This is a genomic window from Neobacillus sp. S1115 (assembly GCF_055385565.1).
In genome coordinates, this window is sequence record NZ_AP038275.1 from 6028734 (window position 1) to 6052960 (window position 24227).

The 24227-nt window shown below is 46.1% G+C and carries 24 protein-coding genes; 9 read left to right on the top strand and 15 right to left on the bottom strand.

Annotated features, from left to right (window positions below; all coding sequences use genetic code 11):
• The first annotated feature begins 175 nt into the window (after positions 1-175).
• Positions 176-646, top strand: a complete 471-nt coding sequence (locus ACZ5B7_RS29255; RefSeq protein ID WP_464492062.1) for a Dps family protein — start codon at positions 176-178, stop codon at positions 644-646.
• 302 nt (positions 647-948) lie between these two features.
• Here the strand turns inward: ACZ5B7_RS29255 and ACZ5B7_RS29260 are convergent, their stop codons facing one another.
• The 5 genes from ACZ5B7_RS29260 to ACZ5B7_RS29280 form a co-directional block, all read right to left on the bottom strand.
• The gene (locus ACZ5B7_RS29260) at positions 949-2082 is read right to left on the bottom strand and encodes a PP2C family protein-serine/threonine phosphatase (protein WP_464492063.1); all 1134 of its coding nucleotides are present in this window, start codon (positions 2080-2082) and stop codon (positions 949-951) included.
• A 147-nt stretch (positions 2083-2229) separates the two neighbouring features.
• Positions 2230-3021, bottom strand: coding sequence for an RNA polymerase sigma factor SigB (gene sigB, locus ACZ5B7_RS29265; protein ID WP_464492064.1), 792 nt, complete (start codon positions 3019-3021; stop codon positions 2230-2232).
• On the bottom strand, positions 2987-3460 hold the full coding sequence (rsbW, locus tag ACZ5B7_RS29270) for an anti-sigma B factor RsbW (RefSeq protein ID WP_213147998.1): 474 nt from the start codon (positions 3458-3460) through the stop codon (positions 2987-2989). Before rsbW ends, sigB begins: the two co-directional genes overlap by 35 nt.
• A gap of 12 nt (positions 3461-3472) precedes the next feature.
• Positions 3473-3784: an anti-sigma factor antagonist gene (locus ACZ5B7_RS29275; RefSeq protein WP_213147997.1), complete on the bottom strand. Its 312-nt coding sequence runs from the start codon at positions 3782-3784 to the stop codon at positions 3473-3475.
• Positions 3785-3967: 183 nt separating this feature from the next.
• A complete protein-coding gene (locus tag ACZ5B7_RS29280) occupies positions 3968-4894 on the bottom strand; it encodes a magnesium transporter CorA family protein (protein ID WP_464492065.1) in 927 nt (308 codons plus the stop codon).
• Positions 4895-5019: 125 nt separating this feature from the next.
• Here ACZ5B7_RS29280 and ACZ5B7_RS29285 point away from each other — a divergent pair, with 125 nt between their 5' ends.
• Positions 5020-5292 carry a hypothetical protein gene (locus ACZ5B7_RS29285; protein WP_241113945.1) on the top strand — a complete coding sequence of 91 codons (273 nt, stop codon included), beginning with the start codon at positions 5020-5022 and terminating at the stop codon, positions 5290-5292.
• Between the two features lie 208 nt (positions 5293-5500).
• A complete protein-coding gene (locus ACZ5B7_RS29290; protein WP_464492066.1) occupies positions 5501-6187 on the top strand; it encodes a TrkA C-terminal domain-containing protein in 687 nt (228 codons plus the stop codon).
• A gap of 262 nt (positions 6188-6449) precedes the next feature.
• Here ACZ5B7_RS29290 and ACZ5B7_RS29295 read toward each other — a convergent pair whose 3' ends face one another.
• A complete protein-coding gene (locus ACZ5B7_RS29295) occupies positions 6450-7748 on the bottom strand; it encodes a hemolysin family protein (RefSeq protein ID WP_464494591.1) in 1299 nt (432 codons plus the stop codon).
• 74 nt (positions 7749-7822) lie between these two features.
• Entirely contained in the window at positions 7823-9325 is a 1503-nt protein-coding gene (locus tag ACZ5B7_RS29300) for a mechanosensitive ion channel (RefSeq protein ID WP_464494592.1), read from the bottom strand.
• Positions 9326-9528: 203 nt separating this feature from the next.
• On the opposite strand from ACZ5B7_RS29300, the gene ACZ5B7_RS29305 reads away from it, so the two are divergent.
• The 6 genes from ACZ5B7_RS29305 to ACZ5B7_RS29330 all read left to right on the top strand — a co-directional run bounded on the left by ACZ5B7_RS29305 (position 9529) and on the right by ACZ5B7_RS29330 (position 14900).
• Positions 9529-9771, top strand: a complete 243-nt coding sequence (locus tag ACZ5B7_RS29305) for a hypothetical protein (RefSeq protein WP_423800099.1) — start codon at positions 9529-9531, stop codon at positions 9769-9771.
• A 69-nt stretch (positions 9772-9840) separates the two neighbouring features.
• Positions 9841-10011: a CsbD family protein gene (locus ACZ5B7_RS29310; RefSeq protein ID WP_464492067.1), complete on the top strand. Its 171-nt coding sequence runs from the start codon at positions 9841-9843 to the stop codon at positions 10009-10011.
• A 48-nt stretch (positions 10012-10059) separates the two neighbouring features.
• Positions 10060-10836, top strand: coding sequence for a general stress protein (locus ACZ5B7_RS29315; RefSeq protein ID WP_464492068.1), 777 nt, complete (start codon positions 10060-10062; stop codon positions 10834-10836).
• Positions 10837-11074: 238 nt separating this feature from the next.
• Positions 11075-12172 (top strand): GerAB/ArcD/ProY family transporter, encoded by a 1098-nt coding sequence (locus ACZ5B7_RS29320; RefSeq protein ID WP_464492069.1) that lies wholly within the window; start codon positions 11075-11077, stop codon positions 12170-12172.
• 12 nt (positions 12173-12184) lie between these two features.
• Entirely contained in the window at positions 12185-13720 is a 1536-nt protein-coding gene (locus ACZ5B7_RS29325; protein ID WP_464492070.1) for a spore germination protein, read from the top strand.
• Positions 13721-13751: 31 nt separating this feature from the next.
• Complete coding sequence (locus ACZ5B7_RS29330; protein ID WP_464492071.1) at positions 13752-14900, top strand: Ger(x)C family spore germination protein; 1149 nt, start codon at positions 13752-13754, stop codon at positions 14898-14900.
• A 795-nt stretch (positions 14901-15695) separates the two neighbouring features.
• Here the strand turns inward: ACZ5B7_RS29330 and nuoN are convergent.
• From nuoN to ACZ5B7_RS29370, 8 genes are all read right to left on the bottom strand, one after another.
• Positions 15696-17240 carry an NADH-quinone oxidoreductase subunit NuoN gene (nuoN, locus tag ACZ5B7_RS29335; RefSeq protein ID WP_464492072.1) on the bottom strand — a complete coding sequence of 515 codons (1545 nt, stop codon included), beginning with the start codon at positions 17238-17240 and terminating at the stop codon, positions 15696-15698.
• Positions 17241-17246: 6 nt separating this feature from the next.
• Entirely contained in the window at positions 17247-18752 is a 1506-nt protein-coding gene (locus ACZ5B7_RS29340; protein WP_464492073.1) for an NADH-quinone oxidoreductase subunit M, read from the bottom strand.
• Positions 18749-20617, bottom strand: a complete 1869-nt coding sequence (gene nuoL, locus ACZ5B7_RS29345; protein WP_464492074.1) for an NADH-quinone oxidoreductase subunit L — start codon at positions 20615-20617, stop codon at positions 18749-18751. The genes ACZ5B7_RS29340 and nuoL overlap by 4 nt, the downstream gene beginning before the upstream one ends.
• A 169-nt stretch (positions 20618-20786) precedes the next feature.
• A complete protein-coding gene (gene nuoK / locus ACZ5B7_RS29350) occupies positions 20787-21101 on the bottom strand; it encodes an NADH-quinone oxidoreductase subunit NuoK (RefSeq protein ID WP_213147985.1) in 315 nt (104 codons plus the stop codon).
• Entirely contained in the window at positions 21098-21625 is a 528-nt protein-coding gene (locus tag ACZ5B7_RS29355; protein ID WP_213147984.1) for an NADH-quinone oxidoreductase subunit J, read from the bottom strand. Before ACZ5B7_RS29355 ends, nuoK begins: the two co-directional genes overlap by 4 nt.
• Positions 21622-22041 (bottom strand): NADH-quinone oxidoreductase subunit NuoI, encoded by a 420-nt coding sequence (gene nuoI / locus ACZ5B7_RS29360; protein ID WP_213147983.1) that lies wholly within the window; start codon positions 22039-22041, stop codon positions 21622-21624. The genes ACZ5B7_RS29355 and nuoI overlap by 4 nt, the downstream gene beginning before the upstream one ends.
• Positions 22042-22120: 79 nt before the next feature.
• Positions 22121-23125, bottom strand: coding sequence for an NADH-quinone oxidoreductase subunit NuoH (gene nuoH, locus ACZ5B7_RS29365; protein ID WP_423800107.1), 1005 nt, complete (start codon positions 23123-23125; stop codon positions 22121-22123).
• On the bottom strand, positions 23125-24225 hold the full coding sequence (locus ACZ5B7_RS29370) for an NADH-quinone oxidoreductase subunit D (protein ID WP_464492075.1): 1101 nt from the start codon (positions 24223-24225) through the stop codon (positions 23125-23127). The genes nuoH and ACZ5B7_RS29370 overlap by 1 nt, the downstream gene beginning before the upstream one ends.
• Positions 24226-24227: the final 2 nt, after the last annotated feature.

A 24227-nucleotide genomic window follows, 5' to 3' on the forward strand; every position in this document is an offset into this window, starting at 1 on the left:
CACCCCCCTGTGTTTTTTTCTTAAAACTATCATATCGTTTCTATTACATTCGCCCAATGAGTCGCAGGTCCCGAGAGTCAGACGGGACGATAGACCCTTTTAAACATTTATTGTTTCATGCGCCTGAAAGACGGGTAAATACTTAAGTATCATCATGAAATTGGAGGTTATTAGAATGGAAAATACTAGAATGAAAGCAAAGGATAAAAGCACACGATTAGCCAATACGATGAACAAGCAGGTGGCCAATTTCTCGGTCCTGTATATGAAATTGCATCATTACCACTGGTACGTAAAGGGAGAGAATTTCTTCACGCTGCATGTAAAATTTGAGGAATTGTACAACGAGGCGGCGCTGCATGTCGACACCATCGCCGAGCGGATGCTGGCATTGGGCGCTGCACCGGCATCCACACTCGAAGAAACTTTAAAGCTTTCGTCGCTTGAGGAAGCACTTGGCGACGAATCCGCAAACGACATGGTTCAGACACTGGTTGATGATGTGAACACTATTTGCAGAGAGCTTAGCGAAGGCATCACGATGGCCGAGGAGCACGAAGACGAGTCAACCGCTGACTTGTTCACGGAGATTCGAGCTTCGTTAGAGAAACATGGGTGGATGCTGAGGGCGTATTTGGCGTCGTAGCTGGCGGATAAGGGTTGGTTACTGACACACGATGTTTCAACTTGCGGATAAGTGATGGCTACTTGCGCATACGGACGGCCTAATTGCGGATAGGGCCGTCTTACTTGCGGATAACGTTTGGCTACTTGCGTATGAAGTTCCAACTTGCGGATAAACAGTTGCAACTTGCGGATAAACGTTTCTTATTTGCGATAGCGCGCATTACATGTCGGATAAAGTGTTATTACTTTCGCTCATAACCCATACCAACGTCCGATAGGGGTGTCAGCTCTCAGCCGGCACCCTCTCATTTGCCAGCCCATCTAATTCGCCGAAATCATCACCAGACACAGGTCATCCTTCTGCTCCTTCAACGGCTCCGCGCCCGGCAGCAGCTGCTCGAGCAGGCGCTCCGGATTGTCGTTCTGCCGCAAACCGCTGATCAGCTTTTCCCATGCGTCCTCGTATTCCTCCTCCAGCCATTCCGACAGTCCGTCGGTAAACAGCAGGATCCGCGCATCTTCCTTATAAGAAATCACACCCTTGGTTACCTCTATTTTTTCAAAAAAACCAATTGCAGAAGAACCTTGGTCAAGCTGCTGCACTTCCCCATCAATCAGCGCAAGCCCTGCCGGATGCCCCGCATTCACATACTCGATGGTCTGTTTTTCCGTATCCAGCACAAAATAAATCGCAGTGAAATAATAGTTTATCAGACTTTCAGGCATATGCAGCTGATTCATGCGCCGATTCAGCTCCTGCATCACGGCCGCCGGGTCGCCTATTCCTGTAATCGCGTCCTTTAATGCAGAATATATGTACATACAGACAAGTGACGAGGAAATACCATGCCCCATCATATCAAGCAAAATAACCCCATAGCGATGGGGGCTGATTTGGTACCAGGCGTACAGGTCGCCGGCCAGTTCAAAGGAAGGCCTATAAACGGCAGAAATCGTCACATCTTCGTTCTCAAGTGGACTGCCAAGCACGCTGCGCTGGACCTGTTTGGCCAGATCCAGCTCGAATTGAATCCGCTTATCTCGTTCCTTGCGCAAATTCTTCTCATGTTTTAGCCGCAGCACCGAGCGAATTCGCGCCAGCAGTTCAACCTTGTTGATGGGCTTCATGACATAATCGAGCGCTCCGGCATCCATTGCTTCGGCCATTTTATAGGAATCACCCATAGCCGATACAAAAATAATCGGCAGGTCGTGGAAACGCTCGTTGGCGAGAATCGTCCGGCACGCCTCGATTCCGTCTATTCCCGGCATCATCAAATCCATAAGTATTAAATCAACCGGAACTTCTTGCGGTCTATCCGCCTCCAGGTGCAAATAGTCATAAACTTCCCTAGCTGATGTCAGCAGCACCAATTTATCGTAACCAGCCTTCTGCAGGATTTTTTCTATAATCATCAGGTTTGTACGATTATCGTCAACAATTACAATATTCATAGTTGCTCCCCCCAATCTATTGATGCTTATTTCAGAGTGCATCGAGGTCCTTCCTGTCTCCCGGCGATTACCCTCATACTCTATCGGAGAGGCTGACCCTGGGCCGATCACCGCGCCAACTTATTCAAGCGGCTAGGCCCAGTTTCTTCACCGCGCCACCTCATCAGGTGCACGACTCCCCACTGCTCTCCGCAATTTTTCAAGCGCCTTCTTCTGTAGCCGGGAAACGTGCATTTGTGAGATTCCCAGAAATTCTCCGGTTTCCCGCTGGCTTTTGTTTTCGATAAACGTGAAATGGATGATCAGCTTTTCGCGCTCTGACAGTACTTGGAGCGCGTCTTCGAGCAGGAGCTTCTGGTCAACCTTTTCAAAGCCTTCATCGGGAGCACCGACAATATCCAATACGGTCACCGTGCTGCCGTCCGAGCCTGCTTCGATCGACTGGTCGACAGAAGATGCCTGATAGCTCTTGCCCATTTCCATCGCCTCCAGCACTTCCTCCTCGGAAATTTCCAGATACTCGGCAATTTCATGGACTTTTGGCGACCTCTGATACTGATTCGTCAGCTCATCCACCACCGTTTTGAGCTTCGGCCAAACATCCTTGACCCGCCGCGGCACATGTACACTCCAGGTTTTATCCCGTAAAAACCGTTTAATTTCCCCGATCACGGTCGGTATTAAAAAGGTCTCAAACGGCCGGCCAACGCTTGGGTCAAATCTTCTGATTGCCGATAACAACCCAATCATCGCCACCTGCATGATGTCCTCATGAAAGCTTTTCCCCTTTGAATATTTCTGCGCAATGCTTGCGACCAAAGCGGTGTAATGCTCGACTAAGATATTCTGTGCTGATGGACTTTCATTTTTTTGGAATTCGGCAATCAGTGCTTCGATTTCTTCCTTAGTTCGTTTCATGGTTTGCGATGGCTGTGTCATGATTTTCACGCTCCCCGCCCAGATACTTCGCCATGAAGACCGTCACTCCAGAATTGTTCAACACTCGGACTTCATCCATCAGCGTTTCTATTAAAAATAGTCCTAACCCTCCCTCTGTCAATTGCTCCACAGTACTTGATTCGGTGTAAGGACCCAGTTCATTTTTTGCCTGAATAAAATCAAAGCTCTTGCCGCTGTCGGCCACCGCCATTTCCAGCTTGTCCTCGTAAATGCCAAAGCCGACAATCACTTCTCCGCCCTCATCCTTGGTGTACGCATGCTGGACCGCATTTGTAACCGCCTCGCTCAAGGCAATTTTTAAATCCTCAATTTCCTCGTATGTATACCCCATCCGGCTGGCAATTCCCGATAACGTCAAACGCATGACACCAACATACTCCGGCTTGGCTGGAATCTTCATTTCAATATAATCCATCATATCGTCGTTCCCCTATCCTTTAATTTCCATAACATGACTCAATCCCGTAATCTGAAAAAGCCGCTTCAGCCGCTCTGACATTTCAATCAGCCTGAGCTCGCCGCCGTTATTTTTCAATTGCTTGAACAAACCGACAAACACGCCAAGCCCGGTACTATCCAAATACGACACGTCCTTTAAATCGATGGTAATTACTTTATTTTTTCCATCCACAAGTGCCGCTAATTCCTCTCTAAGCTTTGGTGCCGTAAACGCATCAATTTCCCCTGACGCTTTAACTACCACTTCATTCTCATTTTGCTGCTTGTCTATCGTTAAATTCATCCATCCTCACCTCTAAATGATTTATAGGATATATACCCACGTTGTTTATATCTGAAACCTATTGTTTTGAAAAAATTTTTTCTAGTATTATACCAAAATATGCTAAAGTCCCGAATCAAGCGGATGGCCTAGATCAATAGTGGGAGAATCCGCACAAAAAAAAACACGCCCTAAAGACGTGTCCTATTTAAAAAACGATCCTCTCTTTTTCCCTTTCAACAAGTCCCCGGTCCAGCCTTTCATTTTTAAATAGGCATACAATAAGGCGGTCGATACAACAATCAACACAAGCGATAGAATATAGCCAAAGCGCCACTCGAGCTCTGGCATGTGCTTGAAATTCATCCCCCATAACGCCCCGAAGGCCATAACCGGCGTAAAAATGGTCGTCATCACCGTCAATGTTTTCATAATTTCATTGCCGCGATGTGAGGAGATGACCTCCTCCAAATTAATCATCGCCTCAAGCTCGTGCTCATACTCGCCAAGCAGCGCCATCGCCCGCTCAATCCGCCTGCAGGTGCTCTTATATACCTCGCTGTTGCCATGAAGATTGATCTCTTCAATCGCCATCCGCAGTTCTTTGATTGGAATTAATACGTTCTTCGCCACTAATAATTCATGCCGGCGCGTGTAGAGCAGCTCGAGAATCTTCGTTTCATTTCGTTTTCTCACGCCCCAAATCAACGTTTTGAGCGCCACTTCAAACTTATCAATCTCCACGAGCAATCCATTGACAATTTCCCCGAGGAAAAATAAAAAGCCGTCGACAGCGTTTTCCGCGCTGCCCAACTGCTGTTGTATTTCTTCCTGCTCATCCCCCGGCAATTCCAGACCGACCGTCACCAGCTGGTCCTTTTTCAAATAAAAATGAAAGATTTTAAAATCCCATTCCTCACTAAAGTTCTGTTGATAAATCAGCGATCCTTTCAATACCTTTTCACCGTTTTCAAGACTGCCGACCTCGACATAGTTGGTTTGACTTTTACGGGCATGTTCAAGCCAGGCATCCGAAGCAGGATCTTGAGGAAGCGGCGGATTGATATTCTCCAGCTCCATTTGATGCAGCGACACCCATTTCCAATTCTGTTTGCCAAAGTACGTCTCCAAACTACTCGCTCCCTTCTCAAAAACTCCTATTTTCTTTTTCTCCCCAAAAATTAGCCGCCCCAAACACGTTTCATCTGAGGGAGCTTGGGGTATGCATATAGAAAATCGAGAAGGAGGCTTTTATTATGAAACGAGTTGTAGGTATAGGATCGTTAGTGGCAGTAGGAGCTGGGGCCTCGGCGGCTGCGATGTGGCTATCAAATAAACCGAACCGCCTCAAAGCGGAAAGCTTTCTAAGAGACATGAAGCGAAAAGTGATGCCGACAGTCTTTGAAAAAGCGGAACAACTCCCAATCCATAAAGGCGGCCACCCCCACCCGCACGACATCGAAGACAACAAAATGGTCGACGAAGGCGCCACCTACGCCGTACAATTCTACAACGAAAAAATGCAATGATGCATGGGGACGGTTCTCCTGCCTCATTTTTGGAGTGATGCATGGGGACGGTTCTCCTGCCTCATTTTTGGGGAAGAAACAGCGAAATCGTTCACAAGTACATCGAACTTTCATTAGTAGCCGATTAAAACCAAATTCGAGGCTTATCAAAAAATGAGACAAGGGAAGCGCCCCTTGTCTCATTCTTCTGTCTTAACTGGAGGTGACCATGGTAGCTGTTTTCCTATTCATTTATTTCGTAATCATTTTAACCGTGATAGAAATTTTTGTGATTTTGTTTCGTTTGACAGGTTTAAAGGTGGAGATATCGAGGTTTCAGGTGATTTCGATGATGACCGGGACAGGGTTCACGACTAAAGAATCGGAGTTAATCTCAGGGCATCCGATTCGCCGCAAGCTCGCTATTTTTCTCATTCTGTTTGGCGCTTTTTCCCTTGCTGTGATCATCTCTTCCATCAGTGAATTCCTTTCGAACGGATTGCGAACAAGGGAGATTCTTCTGAGTGCTACGGCTGTCCTAGTTGTTTTTGGGATCCTTAGACAACCCCACGTTAAAAAGCACTTATCCAATCTTTTTAATCGAAAAATGAAACAAAACATCGAGCTCGCCGATCTGCCGATAAGGGAAGTATTTTTAAAAAACCATCAAGACACGATGCTTTTTCTTACCATTTACCAAGATTCCCAGCTTACTAACTGTACCATCCGGCAGGTACTTCCTGACATCGATGCCCTCGATCTTGCAATCGTGTTCATCAAGCGAGGTGACATTGTCATTCGGAAGAAAGTCTATGACACTCCACTCCATGAAGCCGATCAACTCCTGCTATACGGCAATAAGCAGGTGATATTCGAAGCATTAAAGCATGATATGGAGATTATGGAGAAACATTAGAGTTTACTGAACCTTAGACATTGTGTGCCCCAATACTTCAAAAAGGCAACCATCACAGGCAACCCGGATTAAAGACAATTTAGCTCAAATCCGGGCTGTTTTGTCTTTTAGAAGTGCTATCAAAGACATTTCCCCCTCAAATCCACTCCATTTTGTCTTTTAAAAGCCTTATTAAAGACATTTTCAACCCAATCCCACTCCATTTTGTCTTTTAGAAACCATCTTGCATTAAAAAGTGAGGCACGAGAACCGTCCCCATGCCTCACTTTTGGACATCCAGATACATTATGTGGGATCCGTTTGCTTCATTGATTTTGAAGAGCCAGCCTTGGGTTTCGAGGGTGGCGCCGGTTCCGAGTTGGGGGGCGTTGTGTTGGGTGAGGAACCAGCCGCCGATGGTGTGGACGTCTTCGGCTGCTAAACTTGTGTCGAGAAGGTGATTGACCACGTCGATTGGAACTTTGGCATCTATTAAATAGTGGTTTTCCTCTACCCGCCGAATGTCAGCGACTTCATCGGCATCAAATTCATCCCGCACTTCGCCGACAATTTCCTCGATGATGTCCTCTACCGTCACCAGCCCCGAGGTGCCGCCATATTCATCGTGTAAAATCGCCATATGAATTCGTTCCATCTGCATTTTGACCAGCAAATCATGAATCGGTATCGTCTCCAACACCGTAATCACCGGCTGGATGTACGATTTAATTTTCCAATTTTCATAGATACCTTTATTCATCAATCTCGCTGTTAAAAACCTTTTTACGTTAAGCACACCGATAATATGATCCTTATCCCCTTCGACAACGGGATAGCGGGTGTACCCCTCCTCCTTCAACTTTCGGAGCACCTTCGAAACAGGCTCATCGACGGTGATGCAGCTCATATCCACCCGCGGTACCATAATTTCCTTGGCCGTCCGTTCATCAAATTCAAAAATATTGCTGACATATTGGTACTCATTCTGGTTAATCTCCCCCTGCTCCAAGCTTTCCGCCAGCAGCAGGCGCAGCTCTTCCTCTGAGTGGGCCAGTTCCTGTTCCGTTGCCGGCTTAAAGCCAAACAAACCGACGAGCGCACGTGCCGAGCTATTCAATGCCCAAATAAATGGATGCATGAGTTTATTGAACCAGATCATCGGCCGGGCGAACAGCAGTGTAATCGCCTCCGCTTTTTGGATTGCCACGGTCTTTGGCGCCAGTTCCCCGACCACGACATGCAGAAAGGTCACCAAAACGAAGGCTAGCACAAAGGCTAGAAAATGCGAAACAGATTCATTTAAATGCAAGACGCTAAACAACGGATGCAGCAATTTTTCAACGGTCGGCTCCCCTAACCACCCGAGCCCGAGCGCGGTAACAGTGATGCCGAGCTGACAGGCCGAGAGGTATTCATCGAGCTTGGTAACGACCTGCTTTGCCGGCACCGCCCCCTTCTTCCCGGCGAGCACTAATTCATCAAGCCGCGACGGCCGTACCTTGACAATCGCAAACTCCACCGCCACAAAAAATCCCGTCAGGATTATCAAAACCGCGATTGTCACTAATTTAAAGATCAGCATTGACGACTTCCCTCCTTTTTTTAAAAAAATAACAATCCGAAATCGGCGGATCGATTCCGGATTGTAATCTTCCATTAATGGTTGTTTCCTCCTTGGTCCAGTTTGTTATCAAGCTTGCGTAAATATTTCGCTGCAAAGTCTTTACCGCCAAGACCAAATGACAGGCCGAACGCCAGGGCCAAGCCGCCTAAGAGGAGGATAAACGCAGCATTGACAATGGAATGAGCGACGCCAAGCTGGTCGAGCGTCATAAACACACTAACTGCAAAAATGGCATACTTAGCAACCACCGCTAGCGTACGGGCATAGCTTTTCTTGACCACATTCCTAATAATGCGTTCAACCAAGTTCCCGACGTACAAGCCAACCCCCAGAATCACAAGGGCTGCGAACAACATAGGCAGGTAAGCCAGCACCGCCGACGCAAGGGTCACTAAGAAGTCTAAGCCGACTATTTGTAATGCTTCCACGGTAAATAACAGGACAATCACGATTTTCACAAGCATCCCCACAAGCTGGGACAGGCTGTACTTAGCTGACTCAGGACCAACAGCACCACCAATGCCCAGTTGGTGCAGCAAACCATCAAACCGCAGACGCCACAGCATTTGCGCAACCAGCTTTTCGAGCCACTTGCCAAGCCAGATTCCCGCCAAGATGAGCACTACCGCGACCGCGATATTTGGAATCAATGCCACCACTTTTTCCAGCATCGCAATCGCCGGAGCCGATACCCCTTGCAGGTCCAACTTTTCCAGGGCGGTAATAATGGTAGGAATTAAGATTAAGATAAACGCAATATTTCCGACGATCCCAGCAAGGTCCAGGCTTCCCTTCATTCCGAACCGTTCGCCAAGCTTTTCACTGCCAATGCTTTTTAATAAATTCGTTAAAATATCACGGACCAATTTCGCCAGCAGCCAGCCGATGAACACAATTAACGCGGCCGCAAACAGCTTCGGAATAAATGATAGGAAGGTTGTCAGAATTCCAGCGACCGGCTCTGATACGCCTTCGATTTGCAAGGCGCCGAGCACCCCTGGCAAGAACAGCAACAGGACGAAATAGAACAGCGCTTTGGCGATTTTCGCCACTTTTTCGCGGCCATCGATTTCGGTTTTGGCCAGCTTCCATTTGGCTAACCTGTCTGGCAAATGAAGCGCCGTCGCCCCTTTTTCAAATGCCTTGCGCAGGACGGTCGCGACGATCCAGGCAAACAATAGGATTAACGCCGCTTTTAATACGTTGGGAATCGCGCCGGTAATCGACGACAGCATATGGACCAGCGGCGACGCAATATAACTTAAGTTCAACATATTAAAGAAGATAATCCAGACAAACACCAGTAATAGGTAGTAAACAATTTTTCCAATGATTTTTTCTGAAGAATACTTTCGACTTCCGTAGCCTGAATAAAGCTTGTCATCGAAGCTTGTTTTCTTGAGGGCGGCTTCCGTCACTTTCCCCATTTTTTTGGCCACCAGCCAGCCTACTATTAATAGAAGTAGTGCGAGGATCAAGATCGGCAGCCGATCCGTGTATATGTACCACTCGGCCAACATGTCGTTTACGTTCATATTCATCTCTCCTTTTTGTTTGTCGTGCTCTGATACGTATTTAACCCCGTTTGGAAAAATTGAAACCTCTTTTTCTAGCGGAAAAGTTTTTTCAAAAAAATGTTTCATCCCTTTTTTCGCCGGGAATATAGATAGTGCACGGCAAACGAACCCGGAGGCGTCAAGCTAATTTGGTTCGTTAAAAATTTTTGGGAGGGAATAGAATGATGTTGAATCGCAAGAATTTAGCTGTTGCCGGAATGGCTGCGTTATTGACATTTGGCGGGTTGGCCGGCTGCGGCGACGGTGTCGACCAGGATAATGGTCTTAGCGATGGCAAACAAAAGGATCAGATTGATAACGATACAAAAGCCAGCGCCAAAGGCACCATGCAAGAGGCAAAAGATAATATTAAAGAAGCGATGAAAGATGTTGAGCAGGAAATGAAGGAAAAAAGTCAAAATTAAAGTTTTTCTAAAAAAGGTTTCGCTGTAAACACAATAGGGTAACAAACAAATTAAAGGAGGCTATAAACCATGAATAAAGAAAAAGTAACAGGCAATGTTGATCAGGTGAAAGGTGAACTAAAAGAACAATGGGGCCTTTTAACCGATGACGAGTCCAAGGTCGTAGAAGGTAAGGTCGACAAGGCGAAAGGAAAAGTAAAGGAAGGATACGGAGAAGTCAAGGACAAGCTGTCGGACTAATGTAAGCATGGCATCTAGTAATCTATTAAAAATAGAGGAGGAAATGAAATGGACAAGCATATGAAGAATGTGGTTGGTGTATATGACACGGAACAGGAAGCGATTAATGCGATTGACCGACTATTAGATCAAGGCTACCACAAGAATGAAATCTCTATGATTGGAAAAAACGTTGAACAGGTTTCCGTAGACACAGGTACTGCGATAGAAGAAACGGCAGCGGCCGGAGCGGCTGTCGGCAGCGCCCTTGGCGGAATCCCCGGGTTACTGGCGGGAGCTGGCGCCCTAGCTATACCTGGCGTTGGTCCCTTTATCGCAGCTGGACCAATTGCGGCCGGGCTTATGGGAGCCGTTGCCGGTGCTGGCATTGGCGGCTTGGCTGGCGCGCTTGTCGGAATGGGGATTCCCGACGACGAGGCAGAGCACTATGAAAACTCGATTAAAGCAGGAAAAATTTTAGTATTAGTTGAGAAGCGCTATGATAATCGAAATGACCGGAACTATTTACATGAGGATGCCGGGCTTGATCACCCTCCATTAGTTGGAGTAGATGGGCGGAATCGCAAGGAAGATGAGTTTATTGCAGAAGAACCGCCATACCCGGGCTCAAGCAATAAATTTCGTGAATACGGATCGAGCATGGAGAAAGAGTCGCCGTTAAAAGAGGACCACGACACCTTAAAGAAAGCAAACAATAGCTCAATGGCCCAAGACTATTCCGAAGTGAAGAAGCTTGGCCGTGAAATGGAACAACAGCCTACAGAGGAAAAGCTCCGAGACAAACATCTTAAACCAGACCCGCTGCAATCAACTAAAAAAGCTTAAGATTCATTCACCCACTACCATCTACCATCCTAAAAAAGAGGCTTAGGCCTCTTTTTTGTGCGCATGAAGCATGGGGACGGTTCTCGTGCATCTTTTTTTCGCCGTTGAGACACGAGAGCCGTCCCCGTATCCCATTCAAATGTCCCCCTCCCCCATGCATAAGAAACCACATAATGGAAAATAGTAAACATGCGTGAATTAATTTCCAAATGGGCTTTTCCTTTTAAGGGTGATAAGGATGAAAGTTGAAAAAATCAGCCCGCTCCAGCTTTTTTACTTGATGACTGGGTTTGTATTAGGGACTGCGATGATTTTAGGGCTTGGCCATGAAGCAAAACAGGATTCGTGGATTTTTATTCTAATCGGTATGTCTTCCAGTTTGATTTTAATGGCCGTCTATACTCAATTGGCTTCCTATTATCCGGGTGATTCGCTGGCCCAGATGCTTCCTAGGCTGCTCGGGAAGTTTCTTTCCTATCCAATCATCCTGTTGTATATTTTCCATTTTACCTATTCGGCTGCCAGAGGGAGCAGGGAATTGGGGGAATTGATTGACTCGACCATATTAAGTGAAACCCCGTTGGTTGTGATCATCGGAAGCTTTATGGCACTGATGGTGTATTGTCTGCGGGGCGGAGTGGAAACGTTTGGCCGCATGGCCGAAATCGTCTTTCCAATTTACTTATTTTCTCTCATTCTAATTTGGATTCTTTTGTTTAGTGTTGACCAATTTAGTTTAAAAAACCTCACTCCCATACTTGGAAATGGTGTAACACCGGTTTTAAAAAAAGCAGTCCCTGCCTCAATCAACTTTCCATTCGGCGAAACCATTGTCGTCCTGTTGTTTTTCCCGTTTTTGACCAACAAGGGGCAGGTTCGAAAGATTGGCATGTCCTTCCTTTTTATAGGAGGCGCCCTGTTAACGATTAATGCCATTATGTTGATTGCCATTTTGGGACCGGAAATTTACAACGTCGACCTTTTTTCACTGCTCTCTGCGACGCAGATGGTTTCTGTCGCTGATTTCCTCGAGCGATTTGATGCACTTGTTATTTTAATGATGGTATCTGGCGTATTTTTTAAGGTTGGTGGTTTCATATTAGCGGCAGCTATTGCCACTTCTCATTTGTTTAAATTAAAACAAACCCGTTCTGTCGTGCTGGGACTTGGTACCATCATTGTCCCTTTATCGTCGATAACCGCGTCAAGTTATGTTGAACATTTAGAATTTGGATTTAAGTTTTATGTCCCATATGTCCATACCGTTTTGCAAATTATCTTGCCGATTCTGTTTTTATGTATGGCCTTCATTCGTAAAAAACTAGGGTCCAAATAGGTGGTGCCGCCTTTGCGATTTTTCAAGCGACAAAAAAAATTACCAGCTTTTCTTCAGGAGCAAAGTGAAAATAATCCATTATCAGGAAATCTCGAGGAAGACCTTCATCGGTTTAAACAGCTTTTTGAAGGGGCTGCTGATTTTAGTTATCGAGAGCTGCAAATTGGTTCTAACTATTCAGCCGTTGTTTTATACCTGAATGGATTGGTTGATATGGAAAGAATGGAACTGAATGTCATCCAGCCTTTGATCAGCCGAAACGAAGAACTGCTCCAGCATCCTGAGCCGGCCCTTGACCAATTTAAGGGCGTTCTGAATGCATCTCAAGTGGTTCAGGTAGAAACGTTCCAAACAATCGTGGACCAACTCTTGGCAGGCGGCACCATTGTCTTAATTAATACGTTTAAAAAAGTGCTTGTTATCAGCGAACAGAAATGGGAGCAGCGCTCGATTGATGAACCTGTTTCTGAAGCGGTTGTGTTGGGCCCGCGCGAAGGGTTTACGGAAAATATCCGGACGAATGCCAGCATGATTCGCAGACGTTTAAAAACAACGAAACTGAAATTAGAATATATGAAGTTAGGAAATCTCTCGCAAACGAATGTGGTGATCGTCTATCTTGAAGGAATCGCAGATGCCTCCATTGTGGAGGAGGTTCGCAGCCGATTAAACAGGATTGAGATTGATGCGATTGAGGACAGCAGTTATATTGTTGAGTTTATTGAGGATGAACCGTTCTCCGTGTTTCCCCAGGTTTTGCAAACGGAACGGCCCGACCGGCTTGCTGGCAACCTGTTGGAGGGAAGAATCGGCATTATTGTGGACAACAGCCCGTTTGCCCTCATAGTTCCGGTCACTTTTTTTCAAATGATGAACTCTCCGGAGGATTATTATGGAAGGTTTATCATGACAACGTTTATTCGCTTAATACGATACTTATTTTTATTAATTGCTTTATTATTTCCTTCTATTTATATTGCCGTGACCACGTTTCACCAAGAATTGCTGCCTACCAATCTCTTGTTCAGTGTCGCCGCCTCAAGGGATAAGGTACCTTTTCCGGCGGTTGTGGAAGCCTTATTGATGGAAATCACCTTCGAGGCGCTGCGTGAGGCCGGGCTGCGATTGCCAAGACCCATCGGATCGACAGTCAGTATTGTCGGAGCGTTGGTCATTGGCCAAGCATCAGTTGAGGCGGGAATTGTTTCCGCTCCGTTAGTCATTGTTGTAGCCACAACCGGGATTGCATCTTTTATGTTTCCTAGTTATCCATTGACAGGGGCCATCCGGCTTCTTCGCTTTTTTATGATTTTTATGGCTGGGACGCTTGGATTTTATGGAATTCTTCTCGGCGTTTTCTTTATCTTGGTTCACCTTGTGCAGCTTCGCTCGTTCGGTGTCCCCTATCTTTCACCGCTCGCACCGTTTCATTTTAATAATATGAAAGATATCATCATTCGCGTTCCATGGTGGAAAATGAATGAACGGCCGCATGAAACAGGAAAAAGCAATTTAAAGAGGATGAATTATAAACCTCGTAAATACTAGTTTGTTTTTTTAAAAAAGGGCAGGGATACGAATGAACGTGATGAGGCTGTTTTTCCTATTGGTCATAACCGTGTTTCTGACAGGCTGCTGGAACCGTATTGAAATTAATGATATTGCCATCGTAACGGCAATTGGATTAGACCTAGTGGAAGACGATAAGGTTCATCTCTCCCTTCAAGTAGCCATTCCATCGAAGCTGGGATCGACAACAGGAAGCGGCGGAGAAAGCGGCAAAGGTTCATTGGTTATTTCCGATACCGGTGTCACGATTTCTGAAGCATTCCGAAATATTCAAGGCAAGCTTCCAAGACGGATTTTCTTTTCCCAAAGCCGGGTTCTGTTAATTGGCGAGGATTATGCAAAAAATGGCGTTACCCCGGTTATCAATTTCCATACAAGATACAATAAAACGCGGATCAACAGTTTTATTATGTTTACAAAAGGCGAAGCATCTAAAGTCATCAATAGCATGCCAAAGTTTGAGAATATTTCCGCCGAAGAAATAAAAGAACTTAACAAGCTGAACATTGGGCTGAAAGTTTATATACGAGATTTTCTCAATATGCTTCTTACAGATGGATTGGAGCCATACGCACCACTGTTTACATTAGAGGCATTGGAGGTAAAACCGAAAAATAAATCAGAGCACGTCCAAAGCATCAAGGGAACGGCCGTGTTTAAAGGGGACAAGCTAATCGGCTGGATGGATCAATTGGAAACCCGGGGTCTTTTATGGCTCAAGAATGAAATAGAATCAGGGATTGTTTCCATTAAAATACCGAAGGAGCAAGGCGGAGGAAATATCAGTATGGAAATCCTCAAAACAGATACAAAGTTGGAACCAAAACTAAAAAATGGTCATTTACAAATGAACTTAACTGTCTCCACTAGATTGAATTTAATAGAAAATGATTCGCAGTTGAATATATTTGATACAAAAGTAATCAAGGATTTGCAAAACAAAGTGGATAAAGAAATTGACGGACGTATTCAAATGACGGTTGATAAGGTCCAAAAAGAGTATCAGTCAGACATTTTAGGATTCGGGCAAGCGGTCTACAGGAAATACCCGAAACAATGGAAAACCAGCTATCAAAAGAACTGGGAACAAGAATTTCCGAGATTGGCGGTCACCATCCACACGAATTCTATTATAAAAAGAACCGGTGTAACTAAATAATTCCAAAAGGGGACATAACCATGCTAAGGACCCTTATCATCGCCCTCGTTTTTGTCGTCATTTTCATTTGGGAAACATCAGGGTTATTGAGAAAAAAGGAAATAAAAGAACTCATTATCTTTTCTTTTTTAACTTTGATCGGATTAGTATTATGTATCTTTGGTTTGATACGGGATTTAATTTGATTTTTTTGTTGTGGTGGTGGAAAATTGATTGTTTTACTTCAGATTAGTTACTTCTTAGATTACCATTACCTTTTTCCATTTACTCGTCACTTTACCAAGTTTACTCGCCGAAAATTAAAATTTACTCGCCAACTTTTACGATTTACTCGCCCAAATCTAGATTTTACTCGCCAACCCCCATCTAGAGCGACTGAACCATCAAAATCAGGTAACTTTTCAATTGCCCTTTTTGGGGGTATTACCATTTATTTGGATATACTTTCCGATTTGGTGAGCTTACTTTCCAATTGGGGAGAAATACTTTCCACATACATAATTTTACTTACACTTTTTAGCTAAATACTTACGAGAATACCTGATTTACTTTCCAATCTTATTTTTCAGGGGGAATTCACCCAAAAAGCCAGGCGGCGAGGCCTGACTCAGGTAGCATATGATATCTTAATAATACCTTTTTAAAATTTACTCGCTGAATATGAGGTTTTACTCGTCAAAAGATAGGATTTACTCGCCAACTTTTGACTTTTACTCGCCCAAATCTAGATTTTACTCGCCACCCCCCTTTCTAAACATAAAAAAAGCCAGGCGATCAGCCTGGCTTAGGTAATTTTTAACTAAAGAAATCCTGAACAATATCCAGGTTATTATGCATAAAGTCAAGCGCGATGTTTGGCATGATACCGAACAACACCGAACCAACCACTGCCACAATCAATACAACCACAATTCCGAACGGCATGTTGAATTTGCTGCCATTGCCATTGCCCTCACCCTCGCCTTCAGATCCAGCCGGAGCCGGACGGAAGAAGATTTGCGTCATGACGCCGAAATAATAGAAGTAGGACACGACCGTGGTCGCAATCATCACCGAAGCCAACACGTAATGCGGCTGACCGGCAAAGGCGCCCACAAAAATGTTTAACTTACCGATGAAACCCGCAGTACCCGGAAAACCAGCCAAGGAAATCAACAGAATTCCCATTGTCACAGCCAGCCACGGTGAGCGGCGGTACAAGCCGGCAAAGTCCGCAATCTTCGTGGAGCCTGTTTTTTCCGACACCACCTGAATCACTGCGAATGCGCCCATGTTCATGAACAAGTACGCCAGCAAATAGAACCAGATAGAATAGAACATATTAGATGTTAAAGTTGTCACTGCAACTAGCAGATATCCTGCGTGCGCGATACTGGAGTACGCGAACATCCGCTTAATATCAGACTGCCGCAATGCCACAACGTTACCGATAATCATCGTAGCCGCTGCAATCACCGCAAGGTAATTTTGCATATCCAACAAAATTGGAATCGAACCAGGGCCATTTGTTGCCGCGGAACCAAATACTGTTAACAAAATCCGCACAACAATCACAAAACCGGCTGTTTTCGAAACAACGCTCAAGAACGATGTAACCGGCGTTGGCGCACCTTGGTACACGTCTGGTGCCCACATGTGGTATGGAGCAGCCGCCAATTTAAACGATAAACCAACCAAAATCATCAAGAACGATAAGCCAAGCAAGTACGCCTGCTGCCCGTCCATTAGCATCGACAGCTGGCCCGCAATTTCCAGCAAGTTCGTCGAACCAGTTAATCCGTACACATAGCTCATCCCGAACAAAGCGATCGCGGAAGAAATGCCGCCGTTGATGACGTATTTCATGGCGGACTCGTTGGAGCTTAACCGGTCCTTCTGAATCCCCGCCAAAATATAAGACGGAATCGATAACAGCTCAAGGCCGATATAAAGCGTGATTAAATCGCCGCTTGAGGTCATCACCATGGCGCCTAATAACGCCGATAATAATAGGTAATAAAACTCGCCCGTATATCTTTCCAAGCCATCAGTCGCTTTGTAGCTGGTCGCCAAGAACAATACCAGCGCCCCGCCGCCTAGAATTAGCAGCTTAAACGCGATCGCAAAGCTGTCAAGGCGGAACGTGTCATGCAGGATTGACTCGACGTGACCGCCGGCCATTCCGAAGACCGAAACCATCGCCGCAAGGATGGCCGCAATGCCGATCCAGCCAAGGATTTTCCGGTCCATATGTTTTGGCATAAACAGATCCATAATCACCAAGATTGCAATCACAGCAAGGATGATGAATTCCGGTGTCATGATGCTCCAGTTTAACGATTGAAATTGCTCAAAACTCATCCTTCATCACCCTCCTAACCCAAGCAAGATAGTCTCAAGTGTGGCTTGAAGCGGTGAGCTTAGAACACTTGGGTAAACACCAATTAACACAATTAACGCAGTCAAAACCACAACTGGCACGAATTCCACGCCCTTCAAATCGACAAAGCCGATGAACTCGCGGTGCGCCTTACCAAACGTCATGCCAAGGACAGCACGAAGCAAGTACGCTGCGGTCATGATGATGCCGATCGTTCCGACTGCGGCCACCCATGGAAGTTCCTTGAACAAGCCAAGGAAGGCCATGAATTCGCTGACGAATCCCGACATGCCCGGCAAACCAAGCGAAGCCATCGCGCCCGCCAACAAGAAGCCAGCTGCAATCGGCATGCCCTTTGCTATACCGCCGAGGTTTTCGATGAGCGACGTATCGGTCCGCTCGTATAAAACTCCCACTAAGAAGAACAATAAAGCTGAAATCAAACCATGCGATACCACTTGGAAAATCGCACCTTGGACGCCGGCCTCATTCATGGCCGCCAGTCCGATTAACACGATACCCATATGGGAAATCGATGAGTATGCCAAAACCATTTTAAAGTCGGATTGAATAAACGCCAGGAACGCTCCATAAAGCAGGTTGATCACGCCAAGAATCGCAATCAAAGTCGCAAGCGTTTCGAATTGCTTTGGAAAAATTCCCATCCCAAAGCGGATTAAACCGTACGCACCGATTTTTAGTAGAATTCCAGAGTGAATCATAACTACGGAAGGCGGTGCCTGCACGTGAACTTTCAACATCCAGCTGTGCAGTGGGAAAATCGGTAATTTGACACCGAACGCAATTAATAAAGAAATCAATAAACCTAGTTTTAAGTCATCTGACAGCGGCGCACTTGGGTCGGCCATGATTTTTGTCAACAGGTCGATGTTGGTCGTGCCTGTTTTGGCAAAAAGAATCATGATCACGATGAGCAGAACCGCTGAACCTAATCCGTTATAGATTAAGAAGCTGTAAGCTGCTTTTTCTTTTTCAAAATAACCCCATTTTCCAATCAGGAAGAAAGTAGGGATAAGCGTAATCTCGAAAAAGATGAAGAACAGGATTAAGTTTTCCGCTGTGAACACGCCGAGCATGCCGACTTCTAAAAGAAGGAACAGCATGAAGTAGCCTTTCCATTCTTTTTTCACAAACCGTGCTGCAATGGCCGCAAGTGTTGCCACAACCGCGGTTAACACGACGAGCAGCAGTTGAAAGCCGCTTAAGCCAAGCTCATAATACACTGAAAAAATTGGCGCATCGCCGCTCATACCGCGGAATTGAATCCATTCATGTCCAAATGTGAAATCCGATAATTTTTTTCCGGCAAGATAGTGAGCGTACGCAGCAAGCGCTAAAGCTAGTGCCGGCAGTGTTGCCAGGAAGCCGACGAATTTGATCGCTTTTTCCTGCGATTTAGGCATAAAAGCTAACACGACAATACCTAGTAAAGGGGAGAATACTAGTGTTGTCAGAACCCAAGATAAATTCATTTCAAGTACCCCCCTGTTAATGCAAAGATGACCGCTAATACTGCGAGTCCGATAAAGGCCACTGCTCCGTAGGTTTGCACCTGTCCATTCTGCATTTTCGAGCCTGTTCTGCCAAGCCCTTGCACGAACCCGGCCACGCCTTTGACGATACCTTCAACTAAGAACACGTCAATGAAGCGCAGGAAGTAGCTGAAGCCTTTAACAAAATTAACGACGATTAATTGATAGAATTCGTCCACATAATATTTGTTCAGTAAAATCGTATGCAGTGTGCCGCCTGCGCCGCTGAGCCAGTCGCGGGCTACACTCCGCTTGCTGTACATTAACCATGCCAAGAAGATTCCCAGCAAGGAAACGACGGTGGCAGCAATCATGATCCATGCTGGACCTTCGATATGGCTGTGTCCGAGTGCTTCGTTGCCGTCAACAAGCCAGTCGCCAAGGAACGAACCGAACCATGGTGTGTTCACGTAACCGCCGATGATAGCTAAAACGCCAAGGACAAGCATTGGCAGAGTCATTACGGATGGTGACTCGTGAACATGTTTTTGTTCGCCGCGTGCTTCGCCAGTGAACACCAGGAAGAACAGGCGGAACATATAGAATGCGGTAAAGAAAGCCGCGATTAACGCTAATAGGAATAGCACCGGATGGCCGCCTTCCCATGCAGCGACTAGAATTTCATCTTTACTGAAGAAACCGGATAGTCCCGGTACCCCGCTGATTGCGAGTGTTCCGATTAAGAATAACGGACCAGTAAATTTTAATTTTTTCCAAAGGCCGCCCATTTCCTCGATATTCTGAGTGTGAACCGCATGGATTACGGAACCGGCTGCCAAGAATAGCAATGCTTTGAAAAATGCGTGTGTCATTAGGTGGAACACACCGGCCACATAACCGGCAGAACCGAGCGCCAGCATCATGTAGCCAAGCTGTGAAACCGTCGAGTACGCAAGAACACGTTTAATATCCGTTTGCACAAGGCCGATGCTTGCGGCGAAAATGGCCGTAAATGCACCGATAGTTGCTACAGTCAACAGCGCTGTTTGGCTCGCCTCGAAAAGCGGGAAAAGCGCAGCAACCAAGTACACACCGGCGGCAACCATTGTGGCGGCGTGGATTAACGCCGAAACTGGTGTCGGACCTTCCATCGCGTCCGGAAGCCAGGTGTGAAGCGGGAACTGACCAGATTTACCAACCGCTCCGATAAAGATTAAGATGGCTATCAAGGTAATCATCGTCTGTGATACAGCGCCGCCTTCCACCGCCTGGAAAATTTCGCTGTATTCAAAGCTTTTTGTTTGCCAGAAAAGAAGAATCATCCCGATAAACAGACCCACATCCCCGATACGAGTCATGATGAAGGCTTTCTTAGCGGCCGCCTTCGCTTCTTCTTTGTAAAAATAAAAACCGATTAATAGGAACGAACCGACACCGACAAGTTCCCAGAAGATATAAGTTTGGAGCAGGTTCGGCGAAATGACGAGACCGAGCATCGCAAACGTAAATAATCCTAAGTATGCATAGAACACTGGAAAGCGCTCATCCCCATGCATGTACCCTTTGGAGTAGGTATGTACAAGAAAGCTGACAAGCGATACGATAAACAGCATTAATGCATTTAATTGATTCACTTCAAAGCCCGCTGTTAGATGCAGATCTCCTATCGTGAGCCAGTCAAACTTGTTGATATAGGTTGGCTCTGAAAAGCGCTCGAATAACACGAGAATTGAGAAAACAAGCGATGCCAGCGTAAGCAGAATCCCCACATACGCACTCGCCTCCCTCAGCCGCTTACCGATGAGAAGAAGGATCAAAAACGATAATAGCGGGAAAAGCGGTATAAGCCATGCATTTTCCATCATTATCATCCTTTGTCTGGGTGGTTGAATGCCCCACCCGGAATTAGTCGAAATTGGCGTCGTGTCTACCGTGGGCGGACAAATGTCCACACACGGAGCCTGACACCCTTAGTGTGCTGTGCACTATTGTTACAGTGGCAATGCCCGCCTGACCGGGCCCATCTGCCACCTTTTAGTGTTTCATTTGGTCCATTTCGTCAATATTGACCGTTTTCCTGTTACGGTAAAGCGACATTAGGATAGCCAGACCTACGGCTGCTTCGGCAGCAGCAACGGCCATGGCAAACAACGCGAAAACCTGTCCGGTGATGGACGGGCTCAAGCCGTATTTGCTGAAGGTGACGAGGTTGATGTTCACAGCATTCAGCATCAATTCAATGGAAATCAACACGATCACGGTATTTCTTTTTGTAAGAGCACCGTACAAGCCGATGCAAAATAAAATGAGTGCTAGTGCCAGGAACGCTGAAGCGGGGACTGAACTCATTTGCTATCCCCCTCCTTATCCTCTCGTTTAGCTAGAATAATCGCGCCGATCAGAGATGCTAATAGTAAAACAGATACAAATTCAAATGGAATAATATATTTGCTGTATAATGCTTTACCAACTTCCAGCGTGTTGTTCTCGTGCAGGGTTGAAGGAACCTGCTCGATTGGGAAATTGTAAATGCCGACGTAAACGGCAAAGGCAAAGCCCACAACACCTAGGAATAGCAAGATTTTTCTCCACTTGCTGCCATGAGAGCCACTATCACCCTCATCATCGTACGGCTTCGTTAACATGATCCCGAACAGCATGATGATCGTAATCGCACCGGAATAGATCAGTATCTGCACCGCTGCCACGAATTCGGCATTGAGCAGAATGTAGATTCCGGCAATGGCCACGAATGTGAAGATTAAGGCCACGACCATGTGTACGACTTTGTTCAGGTTCAGTAAAAGCACGCCGCCGATAATCGCCACAAGCGCAAGGGCCATAAATGCGAAAAACTCGCCTGTTAATGTCATGCTTTATTCACCTGCCGTACGTTTTCGTCGTTCTCATCCAAATATTCAAGGTTCTTAAATAACATGTCCCGGCTATATTCTGCCAGCTCAAAGTTATTCGTCATAACGATCGCCTCTGTCGGGCAGACCTCTGTACAAAGGTCGCACAGGATACAGATTTCAAAGTTAATATCATATGTGTCGATGATTTTCCCTTTTTTCGTTGGGTCCGGATGCTTCTTACCCGTTAACTGAATGCAATCCGTCGGGCAAATGTTAGCACACTGGTTACAGACGATACATTTTTCAGGATAAAACTTCTGAATCCCGCGGAACCGGTCCGGAAGCGGCAGCGGCTCATTTGGATAATCATAAGTAACCTTCTCACGAGACAACTGCTTCAGGGTATACTTCAAGCCTTTAGCTAATCCAAGCACGTTTTTCACCCCTTTTAAAAATTTTCACTTCTATTAATATGTGGTGCCCATATGCGGTGCCTGACACCCATTTATTTTTTTAAAAAAATAACGATTTGATGATGGCCGTCAGCATAATGTTTGCTAATGCCACTGGCATTAAGATTTTCCAAGCGAATTCCATAAGTTTATCGGCGCGCATCCGTGGGAATGTGCTTCGGAACCACAGATAGAGGAACAAGATCACACAGAACTTCAACGCGAACCAAACGGCTCCCGGGATAAAGTCAAGGAATCCGAATGGGGCCATCCAGCCGCCAAAGAATAATACGGTAATTAAGGCCGTCATTGCGAACAAATACACATATTCTGCCAGCATGAAGAATGCCCAGCGGAAACCGGTGTACTCGGTATGATAACCAGCAACAAGCTCGGACTCTGATTCCGGAAGGTCAAACGGTGTCCTGGACAGCTCCGCAGTCGATGCGATTAAAAACACGATAAACCCGATTGGCTGCAGTAAAATGAACCAGCCGTGCTTTTGGGCATGAACGATATCATTTAGGTTCAAGCTGCCCGATAATAAAATAACACCAAGAACGGACATAACAAGCGGAATTTCATATGAAATCATCTGCGCTGTTGCCCGCGCTCCCCCAAGCAGGGAGTATTTGTTGTTGGAAGCCCAGCCCCCAAGCAGAATTCCGAAAACCGTCAATCCGGATACGGCCACATAGTACAGCAGCCCAACGCCAAGGTCAGCGAACTGAAAACGGTCTGTAAACGGAATCGTTGCCAGTACCATGAACGATGGTGCGAAGGCGATGACCGGTGCCAAAATAAACATTGGGCGGTCTGCCAGTTTCGGGATGATATCTTCTTTTAATAAAAGCTTTAAAACGTCGGCAACGGTTTGCAATAGTCCAAAGCGTCCGCCGAGCTGGTTCGGACCGTGACGGAGTTGAATGTAACCCATAACCTTCCGTTCCGCCAGGATAGAGTACGTAACAAACCCTAATACAACTAGTAGTAAGACAGCTCCAAAGATAAAGAAGAAGAAAAAGTTAAACCAACCAGGACTTGATTGCAGCAGATCCTGTATCATTAGCCATCCACCTCTCCAAGGACAATGTCAATTGCCCCTAAAATGGCAATCATGTTTGCAATGTTTTCTCCCTTTAATAGCTTCGGAAGAATTTGCAAGTTATAGAAAGATGGTCTTCTAAATTTTAAGCGGTACGGTTCTTTCTTCCCGTCGCTGTAAATATAGCATCCAATTTCCCCGCGTGGCGATTCAATTCTGACAAAAGCTTCCCCTTTTGGCGCCTTGATGATTTTCGGCACCTTCGCGAGGATTTCGCCTTCCTCAGGGAACTGCTCAGCAGCCTGTTCTAAAATTTTCAACGATTCTTCGATTTCCGCCAGACGGCACTGGTAACGCGCCCAGGCATCACCGGTTTCCTGAACCGGAACATCAAAGTCGAAGCGGTTGTAGATGGAATACGGCTCGTCTTTGCGCAGATCCCATTTCACGCCGGTACAGCGCAGGTTAACACCGCTCAAGCTGTATTGCAGCGCGTCTTCCTTCGAATACTTGCCAATTCCTTTTACCCGGTTTAAGAAAATCTCATTCCCGGTTACTAGGTCGTGGTAGCCGGCAAGCTGTTCGCGCATATACGGAATAAATTCTTTTACTTTTTGAATCCAGCCCTCCGGCGAATCCCACTTGACGCCGCCGACACGCATGTAGTTAAACGTCAATCGTCCGCCTGAAAGCTCGTTCAGCATATTTATGATCATTTCCCGCTCGCGGAATGCATAGATGAACGGGGATGTTGCCCCAAGGTCAAGCAGGTATGTACCCCACCAAACCAGGTGACTCGCCACCCGGCCCAATTCCATCGCAATCACGCGCAGGAAATCCGCCCGTTCCGGAATCTCGATGCCCATCATCGTTTCTACTGCGTGACAGAGCACGTAGTTGTTGGTCATCGCCGACAGGTAGTCCATCCGGTCTGTGTACGGAATAATTTGTGTATATTGCAGGTTCTCAGCCAATTTCTCAGTCCCGCGGTGCAGGTAACCGATGACAGGCTGTGCTTCGGTAATGATTTCCCCGTCCAGTTTAACGACAAGCCGGAATACGCCGTGCGTACTTGGATGCTGAGGACCTACGTTAAGCATCATTTCTTCTGTTTTGATCACTG

What these genes read in the sequence shown, in the direction of transcription:
- ACZ5B7_RS29255 (WP_464492062.1), top strand. Translation starts at nt 176, where the DNA reads ATGGAAAATACTAGAATGAAAGCAAAGGATAAAAGCACACGATTAGCC.
- ACZ5B7_RS29260 (WP_464492063.1), bottom strand. Translation starts at nt 2,082, where the DNA reads ATGAATATTGTAATTGTTGACGATAATCGTACAAACCTGATGATTATA.
- sigB (WP_464492064.1), bottom strand. Translation starts at nt 3,021, where the DNA reads ATGACACAGCCATCGCAAACCATGAAACGAACTAAGGAAGAAATCGAA.
- rsbW (WP_213147998.1), bottom strand. Translation starts at nt 3,460, where the DNA reads ATGATGGATTATATTGAAATGAAGATTCCAGCCAAGCCGGAGTATGTT.
- ACZ5B7_RS29275 (WP_213147997.1), bottom strand. Translation starts at nt 3,784, where the DNA reads ATGAATTTAACGATAGACAAGCAGCAAAATGAGAATGAAGTGGTAGTT.
- ACZ5B7_RS29285 (WP_241113945.1), top strand. Translation starts at nt 5,020, where the DNA reads ATGAAACGAGTTGTAGGTATAGGATCGTTAGTGGCAGTAGGAGCTGGG.
- ACZ5B7_RS29290 (WP_464492066.1), top strand. Translation starts at nt 5,501, where the DNA reads ATGGTAGCTGTTTTCCTATTCATTTATTTCGTAATCATTTTAACCGTG.
- ACZ5B7_RS29295 (WP_464494591.1), bottom strand. Translation starts at nt 7,748, where the DNA reads ATGCTGATCTTTAAATTAGTGACAATCGCGGTTTTGATAATCCTGACG.
- ACZ5B7_RS29300 (WP_464494592.1), bottom strand. Translation starts at nt 9,325, where the DNA reads ATGAACGTAAACGACATGTTGGCCGAGTGGTACATATACACGGATCGG.
- ACZ5B7_RS29305 (WP_423800099.1), top strand. Translation starts at nt 9,529, where the DNA reads ATGATGTTGAATCGCAAGAATTTAGCTGTTGCCGGAATGGCTGCGTTA.
- ACZ5B7_RS29310 (WP_464492067.1), top strand. Translation starts at nt 9,841, where the DNA reads ATGAATAAAGAAAAAGTAACAGGCAATGTTGATCAGGTGAAAGGTGAA.
- ACZ5B7_RS29315 (WP_464492068.1), top strand. Translation starts at nt 10,060, where the DNA reads ATGGACAAGCATATGAAGAATGTGGTTGGTGTATATGACACGGAACAG.
- ACZ5B7_RS29320 (WP_464492069.1), top strand. Translation starts at nt 11,075, where the DNA reads ATGAAAGTTGAAAAAATCAGCCCGCTCCAGCTTTTTTACTTGATGACT.
- ACZ5B7_RS29330 (WP_464492071.1), top strand. Translation starts at nt 13,752, where the DNA reads ATGAACGTGATGAGGCTGTTTTTCCTATTGGTCATAACCGTGTTTCTG.
- nuoN (WP_464492072.1), bottom strand. Translation starts at nt 17,240, where the DNA reads ATGAGTTTTGAGCAATTTCAATCGTTAAACTGGAGCATCATGACACCG.
- ACZ5B7_RS29340 (WP_464492073.1), bottom strand. Translation starts at nt 18,752, where the DNA reads ATGAATTTATCTTGGGTTCTGACAACACTAGTATTCTCCCCTTTACTA.
- nuoL (WP_464492074.1), bottom strand. Translation starts at nt 20,617, where the DNA reads ATGATGGAAAATGCATGGCTTATACCGCTTTTCCCGCTATTATCGTTT.
- nuoK (WP_213147985.1), bottom strand. Translation starts at nt 21,101, where the DNA reads ATGAGTTCAGTCCCCGCTTCAGCGTTCCTGGCACTAGCACTCATTTTA.
- ACZ5B7_RS29355 (WP_213147984.1), bottom strand. Translation starts at nt 21,625, where the DNA reads ATGACATTAACAGGCGAGTTTTTCGCATTTATGGCCCTTGCGCTTGTG.
- nuoH (WP_423800107.1), bottom strand. Translation starts at nt 23,125, where the DNA reads ATGATACAGGATCTGCTGCAATCAAGTCCTGGTTGGTTTAACTTTTTC.